Here is a 23,338-nt window from a genome sequence, read left to right on the forward strand (position 1 = left end):
CGAAGTGTTTTGACCAGGGATTAACCGATTTTAATAGTTTAAATCGTTGTGAATATTGAGCAAGGAGATTTTTAACCTAATATCTTAAATAATGAAAAATAACAATTTAATTTTTAAGGGCTTATTTCTTTGTTTGATGTTGTTTAACATGAGTTGTGATGGACAAATCAAGAACACATCGATTTTAGCAGATAAAACTAAAAACACATCGAAATTTGATACATTAACTAAAACCATTCACATCTTCGTGGCTTTGTGCGATAACAAATATCAAGGTATTGTACCAGTAGCAGCAGCTATTGGCAATGGACAAGACCCAAACAGTAATTTGTACTGGGGCTGTGCAAATGGCATACGTACTTATTTTAAAAAAAGTAAAGAATGGAAATTTATTAAAAGCCAAAAAATAGATGCAATACGAATGGAACGTTTACTTTTTAAGCATGCCAGGAAAAACTATTATCTAGTTGCAGATGCGTATGATGGTAGATATATTAAACAAACAACGATCGACTTCCTAAATAGTTGCGCAGGAAAAACTAAAGAGGTAATTAAAGTAAACCAAACCGTTATTGGTATAAATGGTAATGCGAAAATGTTGGCCTATATTGGACACGACGGTTTAATGGATTTTAGCTTAACAGATACTTTCACAAGTATCGATGGGAAAAAACGGGATGCAATTATTTTGGCCTGCATCAGTAAAAAGTATTTTGCAAGGTATTTACAAAGTACAAAAGCAATTCCTGTGATTTGGACAACAGGTTTAATGTGTCCGGAGGCATATACGTTACACGATGCGCTAAGTAGTTATGTTGTAGGTGGTAATAATGAATCTGTTAGAACAAAAGCAGCGTTGGCTTACAATAGATTTCAAAAATGCGGGATAAAAGCATCACGAAACTTATTAGTATCGGGATACTAAGAATAGAAGAAATAATATCCTTAAGATCTAAGAAATATAATAATATACACTCATCAGGCTAGTTCTTATAGCTTCATTTACAATACAATAAGCATGTTAAAATATGTTAAAAACAATTGTCCAAGCGCTGTAATTGGTAATTTTGATAACTGACTAATATAAAAATGCCTTTCAAAGCATTTTGTCAACCTATATGAATACTATGCTTTAATGAAGAAAAAGAGTTTTTGGTTAATTACTGTTTTAATGACGGTAGCTTTGCTTGGTGTTTTTGTAATGCAGCTGTATTACATCAGGGAATCGTATAAACTAAAATCTCAGCTTTTTGATGAACAGGTCAATCAAACGCTAACATCGGTAGTCAATAAAATACAACGTAGAAATGTTGCCGATCACTTAAACCGGAAAGATGCTGAAAATAAGCTGAAGCAACTACAAGACTCCAGGCAACGTGCCTTAGATATTAAAGATTTGCGCCAGCAATATGTACAAGAGACAGAACTAAGGCAGGCGGAAAGAGAAAATCAGATTGAGAATTACTTAAACCAGCAAGATAGTATTATCCGTGTATCTTATCGGGCGCCGAATGTGATTTCTGAAATGGAATATACTTCGCTGACTTCGAAAAACGGCGATAAGCTGGATTTGCAGATGGATGCTTTCATTGATGTTAAAAGCCTTATTTTAAAAGGTTATAGCATGCGCACAAAACCTTTTGCTGCGCCACCAAAAGCATTCGAATTTAAAAGTTTACAAAGCTTGCCAGATACGTTAAGGTATTTGGTTTACGATCCTGGAAATGCCAAGCCACTTACAGTGAGCGTTCCAAAGATTTCTGACGATTTAGAGAAAAAATTTAAACGTGAAGATGAAATTGAGCGGAAAAAACTGGAACTTAAAATTGCAGCACTGGGTAAGGATACTTTTTCGTATACCCGATCGAGTGTGGTTGAGGATGTATCTAAAGAATTGCAGGAAACCAATGTGCCAATTTATAAACGCATTAATTTTAGCTCCTTAGGCCGTTTATTAAAACAAGAACTCCTGGCCAATAATATTTCACTGGAACCTGCTTATCGGATTTCATTAGCCAGAAAAGATTCGACCATTTTTATGGCGGCTGCTAATGTTAAAGGTGAGTTTTTACCCGAAAACACCTATAAAACGCCTTTATTTGGAAACGATATCTTTCGCGATCCCGGAATGCTTTTGGTCAGTTTCCCGGATAAAAATTCGGCAATTATTTCTAACCTCAGTGCAACACTCGCCTCATCAATAGGTCTGTTACTGGTACTTGTTTTCATTTTCTCTTATACGCTGTATGCTATATTAAAGCAGAAGAAACTGTCGGAAATGAAAACAGATTTCATCAATAACATGACGCACGAGTTTAAAACCCCGGTAGCGACCATTATGATTGCCAGTGAAGCTTTGAAAGATCCGGAGGTGACAGAGGATAAAGCCCGGTTAAAACGTTTGGCAGGGATTATTTATGATGAAAATGTTCGTCTGGGTAGTCATATCGAACGTGTTTTAAGCATTGCCCGTTTAGAAAAAGGTGAACTTAAAATGGAAAACACCGAAGTAGATGTGAACGATTTGATCGTGATTGTGCTGGATAGCATGGAATTGCAGCTACAGAAAAGAAATGCCATTATCAATGTACATACCGACGCAGAGCATGCCGTTATTTATGGCGACGAGCTACACCTGTCGAATGTAATTTATAACCTTATTGATAATGCCAATAAATACAGTAGCGGTACTCCGGAGATTACCATTACTACCCGCAATACCGGCAAAAATTTAATTATCGAAATAGCAGATAAAGGCATTGGATTGACCAAAGAGCATGCTAAACGAATTTTTGATCAGTTTTATAGGGTGCCAACGGGTAATTTACATGATGTTAAAGGCTTTGGTCTCGGTTTAAATTATGTTCAGGATATTATTAAAAAATTGAACGGAACAGTTAAGGTAAGTAGCGAAAAAGATAGAGGAACCACGTTCGAAATATCTTTACCTTTATAAACAGTTGGTACAAAAGCTTGCTTTATCGATGCATTAAAATAGAACAGGTGTAATTTGGTTAATAAGTACAGTATTAATTTAATCTACAGTATAAATTAAACCGTTACGCATATTCAGAATCAAACCTTCAGCGTGGGTAATCCCACATATTTGAATAAAAACGAGAAATGAAACCATCATGATTTTTCAAATCACAAGCAGATGAATAACCGGCTCAAGCCTTCTTAAGCACCGTTAAAACAGCTGCATTGGTGAAAAATCTGATCGCTTCATCACAATTGAAAATAAATTATATACTAATGAAAAAAATACTTCTGGTAGAAGACGACCCCAATTTAGGTTTATTGTTACAAGACTATTTGCAGCTAAAAGGCAAATTTGATGTAGTATTATGCACCGATGGTGAGGATGGATTAAGAACGTTTAATAAGCAGAATTTCGATTTGTGTATTTTAGATGTGATGATGCCTAAAAAAGATGGTTTTACCCTGGGGAAAGACATCAGAAAGGTAAACACGCAGGTGCCCATTATTTTTGCAACGGCTAAAACCATGCTGGAAGATAAATCTGCTGCCTATGATTTAGGGGGTGATGACTATATTACCAAACCTTTTCGTATAGAAGAGCTCTTATTGCGCATTAATGCCATGTTTAAACGTGTGGCCAATAAAACAGATAACAATGATGAGGCTGCCGAAACGCAGTTTTCTATCGGTCAATATCATTTTGATTATACTACCCAGATTATTACCGATAATGATCACCAGCAAAAACTTTCTACCAAAGAAGCTGAGTTGTTGCGTTTATTGTGCTTGAAAAAGAATACCGTTTTAACCCGTGAAGAAGCACTGTTAAGCATCTGGCATGATGATAATTACTTTAACGGACGGAGTATGGATGTGTTTTTGAGTAAGTTGCGTAAATACCTTAGGGCTGATCCGGCAGTTGAAATTATTAACGTGCACGGAAAAGGCTATAAACTATTGGTGAGTTAAATTCAATTAAAGTGCTCGTCATCCTGAACTTGTTTCAGGATCCAATTTAAGGTATTAAAGGAAAGATGCTGAAATAAATTCAGCATGACGCGTCATGGTAAGAAATACCGTTAGATATATAAATCCTCCTGAATAGCGGGGATGATATTCCTTTCCTGAGCCAGTTTAAATAAAGTATCAACCGCTTTACGGCCTTCTTCGCCGAGGTTTATACTGTATTTATTTACATATAATTCGATGTGTTTGTACATCACACTTTCTTCCATGGCCTGGGCATGCTGACGGATAAAATCGATGCCCGATTTTGGGTGTGCAAAGGCAAACTCTACCGACTGTCGGACCAGGCGGTTTACTTTTAACTGTACCTCGCGGTCTAGATTACGGTTGATTACGATTCCGCCTAATGGAATAGCACAGCCCGTTAGTTTTTCCCAATAATCGCCTAAATCAACAATCTTGGTTAAACCTTTATCCTGGTAAGTGAACCTGTTTTCGTGAATAATCAGTCCTAAATCAATCTGCTCATTAAGTAAAGCCGATTCAATTTCCGAAAAAACAAGTTCCTGCTTATTTTGTAAGTGGGGATAAGCAATTCCAAGCAAGAAATTTGCAGTAGTATATTTCCCTGGTATGCCAACCCTCAGTTTGGAATTTGGTGTTTGCAGTTCAGTGTCTTTTTCTCCGTTAAAATGGTTTTTGCTAATCAATAGCGGACCCACACCGAATCCGAGGGCACTCCCGGCATCCAATAAGGCATACTGGTTGGCAACATAGGCAAAGGCATGGAAACTTAACTTGGTGATGTCTAATTCGCCCCTAAGCGCCTTTTGGTTTAAAGTTTCTACATCATCATAAGAAACCTCAAATTCTAATCCTTCCGTATCAATTTTATGGTGAATTAATGCGTCGAAAATGAATGTATCGTTAGGGCAGGGAGAAAATCCAAGTGTAAGTTTCATCTATTTATTTTTTTGTCTTCAGTTGTTAGATGGAGCCTTTGACAATTAAAATAATTATTTTAACGGTGTCGGCTTCATAGATCAAAATTAAGTACTGTGGTAAACTAATCAGTCATAATCAGTTCATTTCTCCAACAAAAGCAACGGCCCAGTCGTTTAAATTTTTAATGGCCAAACCAATTTTCCAATTGTCTTTATTTCGGGGTTCTACATAATTAGAGATACTTCTGATTTGTAAACAATCTACATTTAATTGTTTGCAGGCATAAAAAACAGCAGCACCTTCCATGCTTTCGGTCGTTGGATTTAACCTCTTAATTAGATTTTTAATGCTTTTTTCGCTTCCCGTTACACAGTTCACAGTGATGCCTTTTGCTATCGGCAGGTTAATACTTTGGTGTGTTTTTGAGGTATAGTGGTTCTCCCCAAAACCTAAATCGCTTATGGTTAAAAATTCGTCTCCATTTTCGGCGCCCAATTCGGCAAAAGTATCCTCCGTAATATGTAATACCGTACCTAAGGCCAGGTTCCGGTCAAAGCTTCCGGCAATGCCGAAATTTACCACAAGGTTGTATTTAGATGAAAGATGTTTGCCAAGGGCAAAGGCTGTTGCCACCATTCCAACGCCTGTAATCAGCAAATCGAAATTTTTACTTTCTACAAAATCTCCATCTTGCAAGTTAAAATGCTGGTAAAATAAGGCAAGTTCGGCTTTTGTAGCAGCAACAACTAAAGTTTTCATAAGGTAAAGTTAATGAAATGGCGCGAAGTCTGATGTGTAAGTAGTATGGCCGATGTAATATGGATGATGGAATAAAAATTCGATGCAAATTGAAGTACTTGCATTTTGCTTTTGAAATGATAATTAATAACATCTTCCATTATCCCTAATACATTTTCCATACCTTAAACCTTTATCTGTATATTTGCATTTTATTTTATAGTAATGATTTACATAACGAGAAAAGCATCATTTAATGCGGCGCACAAATTAGCCCGTACCGATTGGGATGATGATAAAAACAACGAAGTTTATGGTAAATGTGCCAACCCCAACTGGCATGGCCATAACTATTGGTTATATGTTACAGTTAAAGGCGAAGTTAATCCGGAAACAGGTTTTCTTGTTGATTTAAAATGGCTGAAAGACGTAATGAATGATTATGTGGTAGATAAGGTTGATCATAAAAACTTAAATCTTGATGTAGATTTTATGAAAGGCAAGTTGGCTTCAACTGAAAATCTGGCCATAGAAATCTGGAAACAATTATGGGCACCGATTGCAGAGAGCGGCGCAGTTTTACATTGCGTAAAAATATACGAAACCGAAAATAATTTTGTTGAATACTTTGGTTAAAAACCCGAATTAATGAGCGATAAAGACGTATTGAAAGGCGAATCGAGAGACGGTTATGTGAAAATAGACCGTTACAACGAAGATAAAATTGAAGCTGTAGCTACACATTATAAAGATATTCTTGGCCAGTTGGGTGAAAATCCAGAACGAGAAGGTTTATTAAAAACACCCGAGCGCGTAGCTAAGGCGCTGCAATATTTAACACATGGTTACGATTTAAAACCTGATGAAATCCTGAAGGGTGCCATGTTTGAAGAAGATTATAGCCAAATGGTTGTGGTTAAGGATATTGAAGTATATTCGATGTGCGAACACCATATGTTGCCATTCTTTGGTAAAGCACATATTGCCTATATTCCGAACGGACACATTGTGGGTTTAAGTAAAATTCCACGTGTAGTTGATGCTTTTGCCCGCCGTTTACAGGTACAGGAGCGCTTAACGAACGAAATCAGAGATTGTATTCAGAATACCCTTAACCCCATGGGCGTTGCGGTGGTGATGGAATGCAGGCACTTATGCATGTCAATGCGTGGTGTGCAAAAACAGAACTCGGTAACTACAACCTCAGCCTTTACAGGAACTTTTTTAAGTAACGATAAAACAAGAGCAGAGTTTTTAAGGTTAATTACCGCAAGTTTAGATTAACCCCCATCCCCCTTGAGGGGGGTATGGATTTAACAATAATAATTTAACTAAATATTTAATTTCCCCTTTAGGGGATTAAGGGGTATGAAAGCATATATTTTTCCCGGACAGGGAGCACAGTTTGTAGGCATGGGTAAAGATCTTTACGAGAACCCCAAAGCTGCAGCATTATTTGAACAAGCCAACGAGATTATTGGTTTCCGTATTAGCGATATTATGTTCAGCGGAACAGATGAAGAGCTTAAACAAACCAATGTAACCCAACCGGCAATTTTTTTGCATTCGGTTATTTTAGCTAAAGTGTTGGGCGATGATTTTAAACCAGATATGGTTGCAGGCCATTCTTTAGGCGAATTTTCGGCTTTAGTGGCTGCAAATGCATTAAGCTTTGAAGATGGATTAAAACTGGTAATTGCGCGTGCAAATGCCATGCAAAAAGCTTGTGAAGCACAACCATCAACCATGGCTGCTATTTTAGGCTTAGCCGATGATGTAGTGGAGAAAATCTGTGCCGAAATTGATGCGGTTGTTGTTCCCGCAAATTATAACTGCCCTGGGCAATTGGTCATTTCGGGCAGCATCGAAGGCATTGACCTGGCTTGCGCTAAATTAACAGAAGCAGGTGCTAAAAGAGCTTTAAAATTAAATGTAGGTGGTGCATTCCACTCTCCTTTAATGGAGCCTGCAAAAATTGAATTACAGGCAGCTATAGAAGCTACTGCTATTTCTGCTCCAATTTGCCCGGTTTATCAAAACGTTGATGCAAAGCCGTATACAGATCCAACTGAAATTAAAGGCAATTTAATTAAACAATTAACCGGTGCTGTACGTTGGACACAAACAGTAGGGAATATGCTTGCCGATGGTGCAACTGAATTTGTAGAAGTTGGCCCAGGTAATGTGTTACAAGGATTGGTTAAAAAGGTAAGCCGCGAAGTACAAACAAGTAGTGCTGCTATAGCTTAATTTTATTCAAAATAGAATATTAGTGCCAACGCCATAAACTCAGCTGTTTATGGCGTTGTTTTTTATCAATATTTAATATCTTTATCCGTAGATGAAAATGAGCTTTGGTGTAAAAATAAGATTTCTATTGCTTGTTTTGGGCTGTTGCCTCATTGCAACTTCTATTTCGTTAAGCCGCTTTACCACCAAAAGCGAACTTCTGGAGCACGATGCACAAGAAATTCAGCACAACCTTTTAATCAAAGAAAAAGCTGTTCAAAGTTTTCTGGCCGATAAACAGCAGGTTGCCAAAGCCAAACAATTTCATCTCAATCCTAATCATGCAATAGATTTTATCAAAACCTACCGCACAAACAGCGGCATAAACCTGTTAACCTATCAAAATAACGAGCTTAAATTCTGGAGTACCAATAAAGTTTCTGAAATAGATCCGGCTACAATAAAGGAAGGTAGCTCGGTTTTGTTTTTTTATAACGGCTGGTACGAGGTAATTAAAAGCACCCAGGGAAATTTTAGCTTTATTTTCTTAATCACCATTCAATCTCAATATCCTTTTAAAGAAACAAAATATTTTAAAAATGATATCGATCCAATTTTATCAACCACCAAAATATTAACGTTTGCATCTTTTACGGATAAGGATGTATATGTGATAAAAAGTTTGGACAATAAGTTTTTATTTGGCCTTAAGGTTAAACCAGGTTATGCAGAAACCCATTATTCAGGTACACAATTATGGTTATTTGTTGCCGGGATGTTATGCATCTGCATGTTTTTTAATTCTTTAAGTTCGTTTATTGCCAGACGTGGGCATATTGCATGGGGTACTTTTTTGTTATTGTTTTTCTTCTTAACCTTTCGGTTAACCGATTTATATTATGGTTGGTTTAACCACAGGTTTACCTTAGATCTGTTTGATCCGAGAATATATGCCGATAATTTCCTGATGCCTTCGCTGGGCGATTTTCTGTTAAATGTAATTGCATTAACCTGGCTGCTCTTGTTTATGTACAACCATAAAGAACAGTATAAGTTTCCGGGATGGATTAAGCGGAGCAAAATAATTGGAGTGGTTATTCAGGCCGGATTAATGGTGCTGATTGGTCGGATAGTTTGGGATACTGATGATATTTTCTTCGGATTGATTTTTAACTCCAAAATTAATTTCGATATCGTTAATATCCTTAAGCTCAGCGGAACCAGCTGGGTAGGCATTGTGATTTTATGTCTGGCCTGGTTTCAGATTTACCTGATCACTGCCGTTTCGGCAACAGTAAGCAGCCAGTTAAATGTAAGCAATAAAGAGCGGGTTATAATTTTTTTAATTGGTTTTGCAGGTGTGTTTATCTACAAAGTAGTGGTAGATTTTAATGCCTTTTTTATCGTTTTTGCCTTGGTGTTATTTATCGTGGCGCGGGCTGTTTATTTAAAGGAAAAGAACTTTTCAATCGGCATGTTTGCCATCGTATTTTTCTGCCTGGCTTTTAATACCTCCATTAAATACACCAAGTATAAAGATATTAAAGAAAGAAGTTTACGCGAGCCTTTGGCCAGAAAAGTACAATCGTCAGAAGATCCGAATGCCATTATTGCTTTAGGTACTTTGGGTGATGAAATTGTTAAAGATAATTTTCTGACCAACTATTTTAGTCAAAATCGAAAGGGCAATTATGCCGTACTTAAAAACCACATTAAAGATTATTTAGATGGCTATTTAAACCGGTATGATTATCAGATCTATCCATACGATAGATTGGGTGCTGCGATAGAAAATTCTGATACCCCACCAATTGATAAATATAAAAACCTGGTCGAGGCTGGCTCGGTCAAAATTGATGGATCTAACTTTTTTTATCAGGTTAACAATACGTTTGGTTACCAGGATTATTTTGGAATCATTTCTGTTGTAAATAATGGTAGTTTATTAGGCACACTCGTGATCGAACTCCGGTCCAAGCCATATAATTATAACAATCGGCTACCTGATCTTTTGGGCGATCAAAAATTGATCAAAGATGAAGATTTTAAGGGTTATTCTATTGCCCTGTACAGTAATAATAAATTGCTTAATCAATCTGGAAATTATACCTATCCTTTAGATGGCAGCATATTTAAGGGTAAAAAGGATGATTTTATCACCAGTAATGACAATGAACTTCATTACAGCCATTTAATTTATAAGCCTACTAACAGTAAAATGGTGGTGATCAGCAAAGAGAAGGTTGATTATGTAGAGCGTTTGGCAGCGCTATCGTTTTTCTTCCTGATATTTATCATCTTCTCCTTGTTACTGTATGGTTTAATATGGTTAATCAAAAATCTTGATGACGATAAGGTCGGCTGGTTTAGTATTAACAGGTCGTTGATGATTAACGCCAATAAAATTTTGTATAAAACCAGAATCCAGGTTTCTATAGTATTGGCCGTTGTGGCCACGCTGGTTATTGTAGGTTGGGGTACTTATTATTACATGAACAACGAGTACCGTGGACAGCAGGATGCTATATTAAAGGATAAAATAAGAAAGGTTCAACAGAATTTTGAAAAGCAGATTTTCAGTAATGGCATTATTGCAAATGATGAAAGTGCTGCTGCAGATTTTAACAACTTTGCAGATATCAATAATGCCGATTTAAATTTATATGATCTCAATGGCAACCTGATCATGACTACCTATCCCAAACTCTATAATTATAAAATTATCGGTAAAAAAATGGGACCATATGCCTTTGCTTCTTTAGAAGGCCTGCATCGGTCAGAATTTATCAATGCTGAGGAGAAAATTGGCAATTTAACCTATGCTGCTGCATATGCCCCGATTAGGAATGCTCAAAATAAAACAATTGCCTACATCGGCCTGCCAAATTACTCTACCGAAGAAGAATATACCGATAAACTGGCGCTTTTTGTGAGTAACCTGATTAATCTATATGCACTGGTATTTGTGGCTATTGGCGTATTGGCTGTATTTTTAGCCAATCAGATTACCAATCCTTTAACTTTTATTCAGGATAGCATTAGTAAAACGAAAATCGGGCAAAAGAACGAGCCTATCATATGGCGCAGGCATGATGAGATTGGCTCTTTAATTAAGGAGTATAACCATATGATTGCAGCCCTGGAAGATAGTGCAATTAAGCTGGCCAGATCGGAGCGGGAGAGTGCCTGGCGCGAAATGGCGAAACAGGTTGCCCACGAAATCAAGAATCCGCTAACGCCTTTAAAATTAGGTGTTCAGTTATTGGAGAAATCGTGGAAAGAGAAAGATCCTAACTTCGAACTGAAGTTTAATAAGTTTAGCAAATCTTTTATAGAACAGATTGATAGCCTTTCGAAAATCGCTTCTGAGTTTTCTAATTTTGCCAAAATGCCCGATACCAACCTGGAGCGTCTTTCTTTACTTCCGATTATTGACCAGGCAAGAGAGGTATTTAAAAGCACTGAAAATGTAACCATTGATGTGTTAAATAAAAGCGATAAGGACATCGAAATCATGGCCGATCATGATCAGCTCCTAAGAACGTTTAATAACTTACTTAAAAACGCAATAGAAGCTATAGATGAGGAAACTTTATGCTGTATTACCATTATTGTTTATGTGGATGCAAAGAATGCCTATATAGAGATAAAAGATAATGGAAAAGGTATTCCGCCGACCCTGCACGATAAAATATTTGTGCCGAACTTCACGACCAAAACATCAGGTACGGGTTTAGGCTTAGCCTTTGTTAAGCAGGCTGTAGAAAACGCAGGCGGTTCAGTTAAATTTACTTCGATAAGCGGTTTAGGAACAACGTTCTATTTGAACTTTCCTTTAGCTTAAATTAAAATAACAGGTAGAGATTTAATTAATCAGGTGGTGGGGTTTATCTCAGCTCCACTTGAGCCTTACCCATGGTATTACCGTCAGCATATAAAATTACGGTATATATGCCCTTTATAAATGGCTTAGGATTTGCCCAGTCGATAACATAGGTGCTGTCATCGTTATTGTAGTTTATAAAAATAGAATGGCTGAACTGCATATCCTGCCCATCAGCCTCAAAATGGTTTCCCTCGTCGGCAAGTAAATTCCCCGCCGGATCGAATACCCGAAGATAAATGTTGTGATGTCCTTTTTCTGCTAACTGGTTCGGCACCACATTAAAGCGTACGCTTAACTTCTCTGCAGTTGATGATTTAGTTACTTCGACTTTTTTACCGCTTGATTTGGTTCTGAAAGCAATAATTTCGGCCGATTGAAGTTTTAATGCTGCGGCCGTTTTAACTTTTGCATTTAGATTAGAGTTTTCGTTCTCTAAATTCGATGCCTTATTGCTGATGTTTCTTAGGGTGTTCTGTAAGCTATCACGACTATTTTTCAGAAAAATATTGTCTTTCTGCAACTGAATAATCTGATCATTGTAGTTTTTTACAAATGTTTTCAGCTCATTAATCTGTGCATTGGCTTTGTCGAGTTCGCCCTGGGTAATCTGGCTTTTCTCTAAAGCCGTTTTAAGTTCTTCGATTTTTACACGGGCAAGCTTCTGTTCTTCAACAAGTTTCTCGTTTAAATCGAGGTTTAAAGCATTAACCTTATCCAGCTCAACCTCAATCTTTTCTACCTCAAGCCTTAGTTTATCCTTCTCTGCACTAACAGTAACAAATCGCTCACTTTGCTGTCGGTCTTTAAAAAACAAGTAAGCATTTGTGCCAATTAAAGCTGCAATAACGATGACCAGGAAGTAAATTTTGTTTCTATCACCCTTATTAATCTTTTGTGGTTCCATTTTTAATAACGCTGTATCTTCTGTAAATTAATATACTTTTGTTGTCCATAGGTAAATGGGTGTACACAATTAATTTTAGCAGGGCGCAAATTAAAATTTTTAATAAACTTATAAGAGTTTTTAAAAAAAATCGTTTACTTGCTAATGTTCATTTGTATTCAAATCAACACAAACACACAACCTGAATAAAAAATAAGACAGAAATAATGCTTAAAAACTTCCTATACGCACTTTTATCTTTAACTGTAGTACCTTATATATTAAATGCACAACCTTTATCAAAAATTGCACCAAAAAGGGAGTTTAGAGGTGTTTGGGTGGCTACTGTTACCAATATCGACTGGCCATCGAAGCCAGGTTTAAGCATTGATCAGCAAAAGCAGGAGCTGATTGGTATTTTAGAAAGACATAAAAGCCAGGGGATGAATGCAATTATTTTGCAGGTTAGACCGGCAGCTGATGCATTTTACGCAAAATCAAGAGAGCCCTGGAGCCAATGGTTAATGGGTAAACAAGGTTTAGCACCTGCCCCCGGTTACGATCCTTTGGCCTTTGCCATTAAAGAAGCCCATTTCAGGGGAATGGAACTTCACGCCTGGTTTAATCCTTACAGGGCCAGTATGAGCAGTACGGCTGTTTTGAGTGAAAACCATGCTTATCGTAAACACCCTGACTGGTTTTTTACCTATGGTGGCAAAAAACAGTTTGATCCGGGTATTCCAGATGTAAGGGAATATATTGTTCAGGTAATTTTAGATGTGGTAAAGGGATATGATATTGATGGTATTCACTTCGACGATTATTTTTACCCTTATAAAGTAGAAGGGCAGACCATTAACGATGGCAATACTTTTTATAAATACCCCAATAATATTTCTGACATTAAAGATTGGAGGCGCAATAACGTCGATTTGCTGATCAAACAGTTAGATGATAGTATTCACCATTATAAAAAATGGGTTAAATTTGGCATCAGCCCGTTTGGTATCTGGAAAAATAAGTATGAAGATCCGGAAGGTTCTGCTACCAGTGGTTTATCCAATTACGCAGAACTTTTTGCCGATAGCCGTAAATGGGTGCGGGAAGGCTGGGTAGATTACATTAATCCTCAGATTTATTTTACGTTTACCAGAAGAGTAGCACCTTATGGCATTTTAGTTGATTGGTGGAGCAATAATACTTTTGGCAGGCATGTTTATATCGGACAGGGTGCTTATCTGGTTAATTCGAGGGCAGAAGCCGCATGGAAAAACCTAAATGAAATACCCAATCAGATTAGATACATCAGAAATAACAACCGGATTCAGGGTAGCGTGTTTTTTAGTTCTAAATCGTTAAGTACGGTTGCTAAGGCCGTTGGCGACTCGCTAAGGAACGATTTTTATAAATACCCTGCTTTACCGCCGCAAATGCCATGGCTGGATGAGGTGCCGCCAAATGAGCCTCAGGCTTTAACGGCTGATGCGTTAAAAGATGGCGTACATTTAAAATGGCAACTTCCGTTAAAGGCAAAAGATGGAGAAACGGCTTCGGGATTTGTAATTTACCGGTTTAGTGAAGGAGAGAAAATCTCGATCCTCGACCCGAAGAATATTGTTAAAATAAGCTTTGAAGATTATCTTTCATTTATTGATACCAGTGTAGAAAGTGGAAAGCGGTATAGCTATCTGGTAACGGCGCTAGACCGGTTAAAAAATGAAAGTGAGCCTAGCGGGCCTGTTGGCATTGAAGTTCCGTTAGCGAAGGAGTAACAGGCTTTATTCATCCTTTTTATTGGTCGATTCTCTTTCCACAACAGCTGGATCGAGCACAATATGCTCCATATTGGCGTATGGGCTCTCCTGATTAATCATTTTCAGAAACATTTTAGCACATTCTTTGCCCATTTGTGGCGCATGCTGATCAATGGTTGACAGATTAGGTGTAATGTAAGCGGAAAATGCCTCGTTGGCGAAACCAATTACGCCAACTTCAGGCGGTGTTTCATCAATCTCTTTAAGTTTTTTGATTACACCCAGTGCCGTAAAATCATCACCTGCAATAATAGCATCGGGTTTGTTTCTGCTGCGCATTAACTTGCCCGCACCAAACCGGCCATCTTTAATTGACAAACCTCCGAAAATAATATGCTCTTCTATTAGTGGAAGATGATGGTCTGCTAAAGCTGTTTTGTATCCTTCTAGCCGATCGTTAAAAATTTTAATCTGATGAACGGTGGTTACAAATGCAATTTTTTTATAACCCTGATCGATTAAATGTTTCGTAGCGATATAACCTGCCTTGAAATCATCAAGGGTAATGGTAGGGACTTTTAATGCTACGTTTACACGATCGAATAGTATAAGGGGTTTATTTTGTTTAATAATTTCGGCAAAGTGCGAAACATTCTCTGTTTCTAAAGACATGGAGGCCATAATGCCGTCTACCTGCGCCTCCAGCAAGGTTTTTACACCATTTATTTCGTTCTCTACAGATTCGTTGGATTGATAGATAATAACGCGATAGCCGCTGTCTTTCAGGCCATCTTCTATGCAATGGATGATAGATGCAAAAAAATGCGCCTGTACACTGGGCACAATTACACCAATGATATGGGTTTTACCAGATTTTAATGCAGATGCGAGTTTATTCGGGCTATAATTTAATTTTTTAGCCATTTCGACAACAGCCTTTCTGGTCGTATCACTTATCGCCGGAAAGCCGCTAAGCGCTCTTGAAACAGTTGATACTGTAATATCAAGCTCCTTTGCTATATCATATATGGTGGTTTTCTTTTTCAATTGCAGAGGGGGACAATCAATTATAGCGTAAATTTACTAAACCTTAATAATAATGTTCTTTTTATACATAAAATATAACAATACATAAAAACCGAGCACATAGGTTATGGCCCAAACCAAGGAGGCATTTATGGGACTAAAAAACGGAGTATAGCAGGTTTCGTAAAACCGAACCAATAATCCTGTTTTTGTACCATCGGGTTTGGTAATCTGGATGAGATTTAATACCCGGGGCATTAATCCTGCTAAGAAAAAAACGGTTATGGCATTTACACCATAAACAACAAATGGAGTGGTGAATTTTTTATAACCCTGAACATCGATGATCCAGTAACAAAGTGCCAAGCCTATAGAAGCCAATCCGCCTGCATAGAGTACATATGAGCTTGTCCACAGGGCTTTGTTAATCGGGAATTGTAAATCCCAAAGCAAACCTAAAATTACCGAGGTTATGCCGGTTGTAAATAACCAGGCCACCTTAGTTGGATTGTCTACATCTTTTCTGCGCATCCAAACACCAACCAAAATGCCAAATAAGCAGGTTCCTATTGCTGGTAATGTGCTCAGAATGCCCTCCGGATCCCAGGTTTTAGATGATGCCCAGGTATGTGCTTCGGTTAAAATTCCGCGGTCGATCCAGGCGGCCAGGTTGGTTTCTTTTTCGAGGTTTGGGTAACCCACCCCAGGAACCGGAATAAAGGTCATTAAGGCCCAATAAACAGCAAGTATTACAATTAATGTTTTGAATATCGTTTTGTTAGATACCTTGATGAAAATGATACTGCTGATGATGAAAACTATGCCGATTCTTTGTAAAACACCCAAAAGCCTTACCGTTTGAAAAGCCTCCCAGATAGATCTGCCATCTATTATGGCGCTGATGATTTTCCCGAAAATGGCCAGGAAAAACCCGAGTAAATAAAGTATAATGCCACGTTTAATGGCTTTTATGATTGTTTTTTGATGGGTGGTTGGGTCTGTTTTGCTGCTGCTCATGGCAAACGCAATAGATACACCAACAATCCATAGGAAGAATGGGAAAATTAAATCGGTGGGTGTACATCCATTCCATTCCGCATGCTCTAAAGGTGCGTAAATATGCCCCCAGCTACCCGGATTGTTCACTAAGATCATTGCGGCTACGGTTAACCCCCTGAAAAAATCAAGAGATAGTAAACGTTGTTTAGGTTCGGTCATGGCTAGTTTGTTTGGGGTTCAGCAAACTAATTTAGAGTATTGTTTTTAGAATGAGAAATTACTTCCGAAGTTTGGGTGGACAGCAGTGGCAGATTAACTTCGGAAGCCTATGGAAATGTTTAGCAAAACTGCTAAGTTTTGCAGCGCTTTTGGCCATCTAAACTTCGGAAGTAAGTAGCAAAAAAAATCCTGCTTCGAATGAACGAAGCAGGATTACTATTTATTTTCTTTTTTAATTAATCTTCAAATTTCCAGCGTACAAAAGCTTCCATTGCTTCGTATTCTGCAAGGCCAAGCTCATCATAAGCTTTTGCTGTATCGCGGTTACGGTCTTCGGCACGTTGCCAGAATTCCCTTGAATCATCACCAGGGAAAACTGCCCTATCTTTTTGGCTCTGGTGTTTGAAAATAGCATATTTTTTACGCTCAAGCTCTTGTGGCGAAATTGGAACGGCCATTTCGATTTCATGCGTTTCAAATTCGTGCCATGCACCACGGTACATCCACAACCAGCAATCTTGTGCCCAGGCTTCGGTTTTACGTAAGCGCTTTAATGCTTCTAAAATAATATTGAAACAAACAATATGCGTTCCGTGTGGATCTTCAAAATCGCCTGCTGCATAAACCTGTTGAGGTTTAACTTTTTGTAATAATTCTATTGTAAGTTCGATATCCGCATCAGTTACCGGGTTTTTCTGAACCTTGCCACTTTCGTAGAAAGGAAGTGCCTGGAAATGGATATGATCATCTTCAAGACCGCAATATCTTGCGCCGGCAATAGCCTCACCTTTTCTGATCAGTCCTTTAACTGTTTGGATCTCTGGAGTATCAATCTGGTTTGGTTTTTTCTGCTCGATAAAGGCTCTCATTTTGTTATAAAGATCCTTTAAGTGCGTATTGTCCATGCCCATTTTCTCTGTGAAATCTACATTGAACTCCACAAAACGCAATGCATCGTCATCCCAAACTGCGGTATTACCTGAAGTTTGGTAAGCGACATGTACATCATGTCCCTGGTCAACCAGGCGGAGAAAAGTACCGCCCATCGAGATCACATCATCATCAGGGTGAGGAGAGAAAATAATGACTCTCTTCTTCGCTGGTTCTGCTCTTTCCGGACGTTGAGAATCATCAGCATTCGGTTTGCCACCTGGCCAGCCCGTAATGGTGTGCTGTAATTTATTAAAGATATGAATATTGATATTGTACACTGGTCCTTTTTCAGTTGCCAGTTGCGCCATACCATTATTGTTGTAATCGTCTTCCGTTAATTTTAAGATCGGTTTTTTCAAGGTGTTGGCCAACCAGATCACCGCTTTGCGGATCAAGGCATCGGTCCAAACGCAATCTTTAACCAACCATGGTGTATCAAAACGGGTTAGTTCTGAAGCTGCAGGTGCATCAAGAATGAATTCTACATGATCAGAAAGTTGAAGGTATGTTGCCGGAACATCGCCTGAAATTTCGCCTTCAACTGCTTTTTTGATAATCGAAGCTTTTTTACGGCTCCAGGCCATTAATATAATTTCCCTTGCTTTGAAAATTGTACCAATACCCATGGTAATGGCTTTTGTGGGTACGAAGGTTTTTCCACCGAAATCGCGTGCAGCATCACGACGGGTTAAATCATCTAAGGTAACTAAACGCGTACCAGAATTTGGTGCAGAGCCCGGCTCGTTAAATCCGATGTGACCCGTACGGCCGATACCCAAAATCTGGATATCAAGACCACCAAGATCGCCGATTTTTTTTTCGTATTCCAGACAGAAAGCAGGAATGTCTTCCAGTGCAAGCGTGCCATCAGGGATGTGAACGTTCTTCTTATCAATGTCGATATGATTGAAAAGGTTTTCGTTCATAAACGTAACATAACTTTGTGCCGCAGTTGGCACCATTGGATAATATTCATCCAGGTTGAAAGTAATTACGTTTTTAAAACTCAAGCCCTCTTCTTTGTGCAGTCTAACCAGTTCGGCATAAACTGCAATTGGAGTAACACCTGTTGCTAAGCCCAGTACTGCAGGTGTGTTGTTTGCTTGTTTTGATTTAATGAGCTCGGCAATGCGGTGTGCTACATTAATTGAAGCAATTTTTGGATTTTCGAACACGCTTACCGGTAATTTCTCGAAACGTGTCTCCTCCAGTAGATTTAATCTAGCCATTTTTTTTATATGGATTTTAATGTACGGAGCAGTAAATATAGAGAGTTATGCCCAATTTGTAACAAAGGTTATTTACTTTTATTGCAAGTATTTATATAAAATTCGATTAAAGGGGCAGACAAACGTTTGATCTTTTTCAGATAAAAAACCAATATGAACACACAGATTGAAAAGTTGTATTCGAAAGCAGCGAAATCGGAACGTTTAATTATAGGATTGATGAGTGGCACATCAATGGATGGGCTGGATATTGCGCTTTGTTTGGTTAAAGGAAGCGGCGCCGATACGGACATCCAAATTTTAGAATTTAAAACCGGCGATTATTCCGATGATTTCAGGGCCAAAATAAAAGCCGTTTTTTCTAAAAAAGAAGTCGACTTACAGTTGGTATGCCTGATGAACGAACATATTGCAAATACCCATGCGCAGCTCATAAACGAAGCGCTAAAAGAATGGGGTTATCAAAATGAAGCTATCGATTTTATTGCCAGCCACGGCCAAACGATTTTTCATGCGCCAAAATCCTTGCATCAACTGGCCGATTACCCCAATGGTACCTTGCAAATTGGTGATGGTGATCATATTGCATTAAGGACTGGAATCATCACGCTTTCTGACTTTAGGCAAAAACATTTGGCTGCCGGGGGCGAAGGTGCGCCATTGGCTGTGTATGGTGATTATTTGATCTTTTCGAAAACTGGTGAAGATCGGGTGATGTTAAATATAGGTGGTATAGCAAATTTCACTTATTTGCCAGGAAGTACCGATGCCAGTGAAATTTTTTCGACGGATGTTGGCCCCGGAAATACCTTGATGGATCAGTATATGCAAAAGCACTTTAATCAATTTTACGATAAAAATGCCGCTGTCGCTTTGGCCGGTGAATTTAATTCCAGTCTATTGGCTGCGCTGTTAAATTGCAGCTTCTTTGATTTAGATTTTCCTAAAACCACGGGGCCGGAGCTATTTAACCTGGAATATTTAATCCGCGCACAGGAACAGTCTTCAACAACAAATTTAAGTAAGGATGATGTGATGGCTACCCTGTGCCATTTTTCTGCAGAAACCATTACCAATGCAATTAAACGTTGTTTTGGTGAGGATGCTAAAGCACAGGTTTTTATGAGTGGCGGCGGAATGCATAATCCTTTACTGGTGCAGCTTCTTCAAAGCAAGTTGCCTTTTTGTAAATTCCTAACCACTGATGATTTAAATATTAATCCCGATGCAAAAGAGGCTGTTTTGTTTGCTGTGTTAGCCAATGAAACGCTTTGTGGAAAACCGATCAGTTTTGGCAACAGGCAAGGTGTACCCTCGGTTTGCATGGGTAAAATTAGTTTGCCAGCCTAATAAAATATGATCGTTTTACGAATTGTAAAGCAGTTTGTACCTGTTAAAAATTTGGTTTGTGCGGTATTTTGTTAAATTTGTTTTAACACTAATCTTCTAACAAAACCAAATTTTATGGAAAAAAGTTACCTAAAATGGTCACCAGGATTCTTCGCGATTTTGTTGATCCCATTTCTGCTGCTCTTATTTACAGGAATGGCACAGGCACAAAACAAACGGTATACCATAAGTGGTAAGGTTACCGATGCCTCAAATAACAGCCCTGTCCCTGGCGCTGTTGTAAAAATTATGAATACCAATCTCGTAACAAGCACAAGTTCATCCGGGACGTATAGTTTCTCGGTTGATTTGGCGCCGGGTAAATACCAGATACAGATTTCTTTCATCGGCTTTAAATCAAATATCGAGTCTGTAACACTTGGCGATAATACCACCGTTCAGGCCAATAGTGCTTTAAGTGGCGATGCAGTGGGGCTGGATGAAGTTATCGTTACGGGTACGTCTCAGGGAACTACCCGTAAACAGCTCGGTAGTTATGTGAGTACAGTGAAGGGCGATGATTTAAATAAAGCACCCAGTGGAAATGCCCTGGCCTCATTGCAGGGTAAAACACCTGGTGCACAGATCAGTCAAAACTCCGGTGATCCGGCAGGAGGGATATCTGTTCGTTTAAGAGGAGTAAGCTCGGTTAACTCATCTTCTGAGCCACTATACATCATCGATGGTGTAATCGTAAACAATTCTACAACCAGGGTAACCAATACCTCAGCCAATTATGATGGAGGAAACTTTGTTGGAAGTATCGGACAAAACCGGATGGTGGATATCAGCCCTTCTGATATTGATCATATTGAGGTTTTAAATGGTGCTGCCGCTGCAGCAATCTACGGGTCGAGGGCAAATGCAGGCGTAATCCAGATTTTTACCAAGAGAGGTAAAACCGGCGAGCCGCAAGTGAGCTTTAGCACAAGTTTAACGATTAGTGAGTTGCGCAAGCAAATTGATGTCAATCAATCGCCAACAAAATTTGGAGGACCAACGGATGGGCCAACAGCGCAAACTCAGGATGTATTATCACCTGCTTTAATCACAACCACTCCGGTAACCAGGTATAATTACCAGGATTATATTTTCAGGACAGGTATCGGGACAGATAATTCAGTCTCAGTTTCCGGGGGGAATGACAATACTAAATTCTATACCTCTGCTGGTTATTTTTCAAACCAGGGAATCATAAAAAACACTGATTTCACCAGGATGAACTTCAGGGCAAACCTGGATCAAACCATTAATAAATGGGCAAAAATGACTGCAGGATTCAATTATATCCATAGTGATGCTAACGAAAAACCAGATGGGAACTCTTTTTTCTCACCCATGAATTCAGTCACGATTATTGGTAATTTTCATGATTTGTTTACCAGAGATGCATTGGGCAATTTAAAAGCCATCGGAGAACGTGGTCGTGTTAATCCAGTATCGGTAATTGAAGATATCAAACAACGTCAGTTTACCAATCGCATTATTGCAAATGCAGGATTAAAGCTCACTCCTGTTAAAAACTTAACTATTGATTATACCATGGGGGTTGATAATTCAATTCAAAATGGAACAACATTTATTCCGCCTTTTGCTTATAATGTAAGTACAGGTTTTTATGGTGGCGGACCAACTTTAGATCCATCTTTAAACGGTTATGCCAGTGCCGCAAATGCTACAACAACACTATTTAATAATGAATTAAACTTCACCTATGATACTAAGATTTCTGAATCGTTAAGTTCAACTACTCAACTGGGCGGATCTTATCAATATCAAAAAGACCTGTACAGTTTGCTAAACGGACGTGGGTTAGCACCTTTTGTTCAGGTGGTAAACGGAGCAAGTACTACTTTGCCTAATGTTGATAGTCGTTCAGAATTCTCCATTAGCGGGGCTTATTTACAACAAAATTTTAAATATAAAGACCATTTGTTTGTAACCGGCGCCATAAGAGTAGATCAATCTACTGTATTTGGAGAAGACAATAGAACACAGTTTTATCCTAAAGCTAATGTGAGTTATGTATTGTCATCTGCCGATTATTGGAAAGATTTTGGTGTATCATCATGGTGGAATGCTTTCAAATTGAGAGCTGCTTATGGCCAGTCAGGAAATTTAACAGGAATTGGCGCATACGATCGTTTCAACGTTTATTCGCCAAGTGCGCTAAACAGCAAAACGTCTTTAACATCTTTAACAACATTGGCTAATACAAGTGTAAAACCAGAGCGCCAGAAAGAACTTGAAATCGGTACAGATATGTCATTTTTTAACAATCGCTTAGGTTTAACTTTCAGTTATTATAATAAAAATGTAACTGATTTATTATTACCCGTTGTAATCGCGCCAACAACTGGTTTTTCTAGTCTGTTAGACAATATTAGCGGTACTTTAAAAAATAAAGGGATCGAGTTAATGCTTACCGGTGTGCCAGTTAAAACCGAAGACTTTAGCTGGACATCTACCCTGATCTATAACAGAAATAGAAATAAAATAGTGGGTTCAGGTGCACAGAGATTAATTTCAACCAATGCTGGCGCACCTGTTTCCATCACTGACGGTTATCCGGTAGGTGTTTTTTATGGAACATATTTTGAGCGGACATCCACCGGAGATATTGCAACAAACCCTGCTGGTATTCCTTTAACTGCAGGTCAAGCTGCAGGTAATGTTTTACGTAAAGTAATCGGCGATCCAAACCCAGATTATACGGGGTCTTTTGTTAACGATTTTACATACAAAAAATTAAGCTTACATATTCAGCTGGATGCTGTTCAAGGGGGGGATGTATGGAATGCGGATTGGAGAACACGTCAAGGTGTAGGCAACGGGAAAGTTGCTGAAGCAGAGCAGATGGGTCAATTACCTAGGGGTTACGTAGCTGGTGCATACAATGTAGAAGAATGGCGTATTGACGACGGATCTTTTGTGAAATTGAGAGAGATTTCTTTGAGCTATAACATTGGTCAGGTTAAATTTATTAAGAGCTTAACCGTTAATCTTAGTGGAAGGAACCTCATTTCGTGGGATAATTACAAAGGCTACGACCCTGAGTTGAACTCTGGTGGTCAATCGACAATCTTGAGAAATATCGATTTCGGCTCAGTACCAATTCCACGTACTTTCTCTTTGGGTTTACAAGCAAGATTCTAATTTA

General features: G+C 38.5%; 16 protein-coding genes. 10 read left to right on the plus strand and 6 right to left on the minus strand.

What is annotated here, in order from left to right; genetic code table 11:
- Window positions 1–91: 91 nt before the first annotated feature.
- The 3 genes from AC04QZ_RS11005 to AC04QZ_RS11015 all read left to right on the plus strand — a co-directional run bounded on the left by AC04QZ_RS11005 (window position 92) and on the right by AC04QZ_RS11015 (window position 3,951).
- Window positions 92–925, plus strand: coding sequence for a hypothetical protein (locus AC04QZ_RS11005; RefSeq protein ID WP_478357799.1), 834 nt, complete (start codon window positions 92–94; stop codon window positions 923–925).
- 210 nt (window positions 926–1,135) lie between these two features.
- Window positions 1,136–2,956: a sensor histidine kinase gene (locus AC04QZ_RS11010; RefSeq protein WP_478357800.1), complete on the plus strand. Its 1,821-nt coding sequence runs from the start codon at window positions 1,136–1,138 to the stop codon at window positions 2,954–2,956.
- Window positions 2,957–3,255: 299 nt separating this feature from the next.
- Window positions 3,256–3,951 carry a response regulator transcription factor gene (locus tag AC04QZ_RS11015; protein WP_478357801.1) on the plus strand — a complete coding sequence of 232 codons (696 nt, stop codon included), beginning with the start codon at window positions 3,256–3,258 and terminating at the stop codon, window positions 3,949–3,951.
- Between the two features lie 110 nt (window positions 3,952–4,061).
- Here the strand turns inward: AC04QZ_RS11015 and AC04QZ_RS11020 are convergent, their stop codons facing one another.
- Both AC04QZ_RS11020 and mqnB read right to left on the minus strand, forming a co-directional pair.
- Window positions 4,062–4,910 carry a menaquinone biosynthesis family protein gene (locus tag AC04QZ_RS11020; protein ID WP_086548585.1) on the minus strand — a complete coding sequence of 283 codons (849 nt, stop codon included), beginning with the start codon at window positions 4,908–4,910 and terminating at the stop codon, window positions 4,062–4,064.
- A 118-nt stretch (window positions 4,911–5,028) separates the two neighbouring features.
- A complete protein-coding gene (gene mqnB, locus AC04QZ_RS11025; RefSeq protein ID WP_478357802.1) occupies window positions 5,029–5,652 on the minus strand; it encodes a futalosine hydrolase in 624 nt (207 codons plus the stop codon).
- 204 nt (window positions 5,653–5,856) lie between these two features.
- On the opposite strand from mqnB, the gene AC04QZ_RS11030 reads away from it, so the two are divergent.
- From AC04QZ_RS11030 to AC04QZ_RS11045, 4 genes are all read left to right on the plus strand, one after another.
- Complete coding sequence (locus AC04QZ_RS11030; protein ID WP_029274209.1) at window positions 5,857–6,267, plus strand: 6-pyruvoyl trahydropterin synthase family protein; 411 nt, start codon at window positions 5,857–5,859, stop codon at window positions 6,265–6,267.
- A 12-nt stretch (window positions 6,268–6,279) separates the two neighbouring features.
- On the plus strand, window positions 6,280–6,915 hold the full coding sequence (gene folE, locus AC04QZ_RS11035) for a GTP cyclohydrolase I FolE (RefSeq protein WP_029274208.1): 636 nt from the start codon (window positions 6,280–6,282) through the stop codon (window positions 6,913–6,915).
- A gap of 84 nt (window positions 6,916–6,999) precedes the next feature.
- Window positions 7,000–7,881 carry an ACP S-malonyltransferase gene (gene fabD / locus AC04QZ_RS11040; protein ID WP_086548587.1) on the plus strand — a complete coding sequence of 294 codons (882 nt, stop codon included), beginning with the start codon at window positions 7,000–7,002 and terminating at the stop codon, window positions 7,879–7,881.
- A gap of 91 nt (window positions 7,882–7,972) precedes the next feature.
- Entirely contained in the window at window positions 7,973–11,704 is a 3,732-nt protein-coding gene (locus tag AC04QZ_RS11045; RefSeq protein WP_478357803.1) for a sensor histidine kinase, read from the plus strand.
- A gap of 43 nt (window positions 11,705–11,747) precedes the next feature.
- Here AC04QZ_RS11045 and AC04QZ_RS11050 read toward each other — a convergent pair whose 3' ends face one another.
- Window positions 11,748–12,650: a hypothetical protein gene (locus AC04QZ_RS11050; RefSeq protein WP_086548589.1), complete on the minus strand. Its 903-nt coding sequence runs from the start codon at window positions 12,648–12,650 to the stop codon at window positions 11,748–11,750.
- Between the two features lie 206 nt (window positions 12,651–12,856).
- Between AC04QZ_RS11050 and AC04QZ_RS11055 the strand changes: the two genes are divergently transcribed.
- Window positions 12,857–14,401, plus strand: a complete 1,545-nt coding sequence (locus AC04QZ_RS11055) for a glycoside hydrolase family 10-like protein (protein WP_478357804.1) — start codon at window positions 12,857–12,859, stop codon at window positions 14,399–14,401.
- 6 nt (window positions 14,402–14,407) lie between these two features.
- On the opposite strand, the gene AC04QZ_RS11060 is transcribed toward AC04QZ_RS11055, so the two are convergent.
- The 3 genes from AC04QZ_RS11060 to nagB all read right to left on the minus strand — a co-directional run bounded on the left by AC04QZ_RS11060 (window position 14,408) and on the right by nagB (window position 18,789).
- Window positions 14,408–15,430, minus strand: a complete 1,023-nt coding sequence (locus AC04QZ_RS11060; RefSeq protein WP_478357805.1) for a LacI family DNA-binding transcriptional regulator — start codon at window positions 15,428–15,430, stop codon at window positions 14,408–14,410.
- A gap of 36 nt (window positions 15,431–15,466) precedes the next feature.
- The gene (locus tag AC04QZ_RS11065) at window positions 15,467–16,627 is read right to left on the minus strand and encodes an acyltransferase family protein (protein WP_086548592.1); all 1,161 of its coding nucleotides are present in this window, start codon (window positions 16,625–16,627) and stop codon (window positions 15,467–15,469) included.
- A 236-nt stretch (window positions 16,628–16,863) separates the two neighbouring features.
- A complete protein-coding gene (gene nagB / locus AC04QZ_RS11070; RefSeq protein WP_478357806.1) occupies window positions 16,864–18,789 on the minus strand; it encodes a glucosamine-6-phosphate deaminase in 1,926 nt (641 codons plus the stop codon).
- Between the two features lie 153 nt (window positions 18,790–18,942).
- Here nagB and AC04QZ_RS11075 point away from each other — a divergent pair, with 153 nt between their 5' ends.
- Entirely contained in the window at window positions 18,943–20,139 is a 1,197-nt protein-coding gene (locus AC04QZ_RS11075; RefSeq protein WP_478357807.1) for an anhydro-N-acetylmuramic acid kinase, read from the plus strand.
- A gap of 114 nt (window positions 20,140–20,253) precedes the next feature.
- The gene (locus tag AC04QZ_RS11080; RefSeq protein ID WP_478357808.1) at window positions 20,254–23,334 is read left to right on the plus strand and encodes a SusC/RagA family TonB-linked outer membrane protein; all 3,081 of its coding nucleotides are present in this window, start codon (window positions 20,254–20,256) and stop codon (window positions 23,332–23,334) included.
- The last annotated feature ends 4 nt before the right edge of the window (window positions 23,335–23,338 follow it).

Source organism: Pedobacter folensis, from assembly GCF_056490665.1.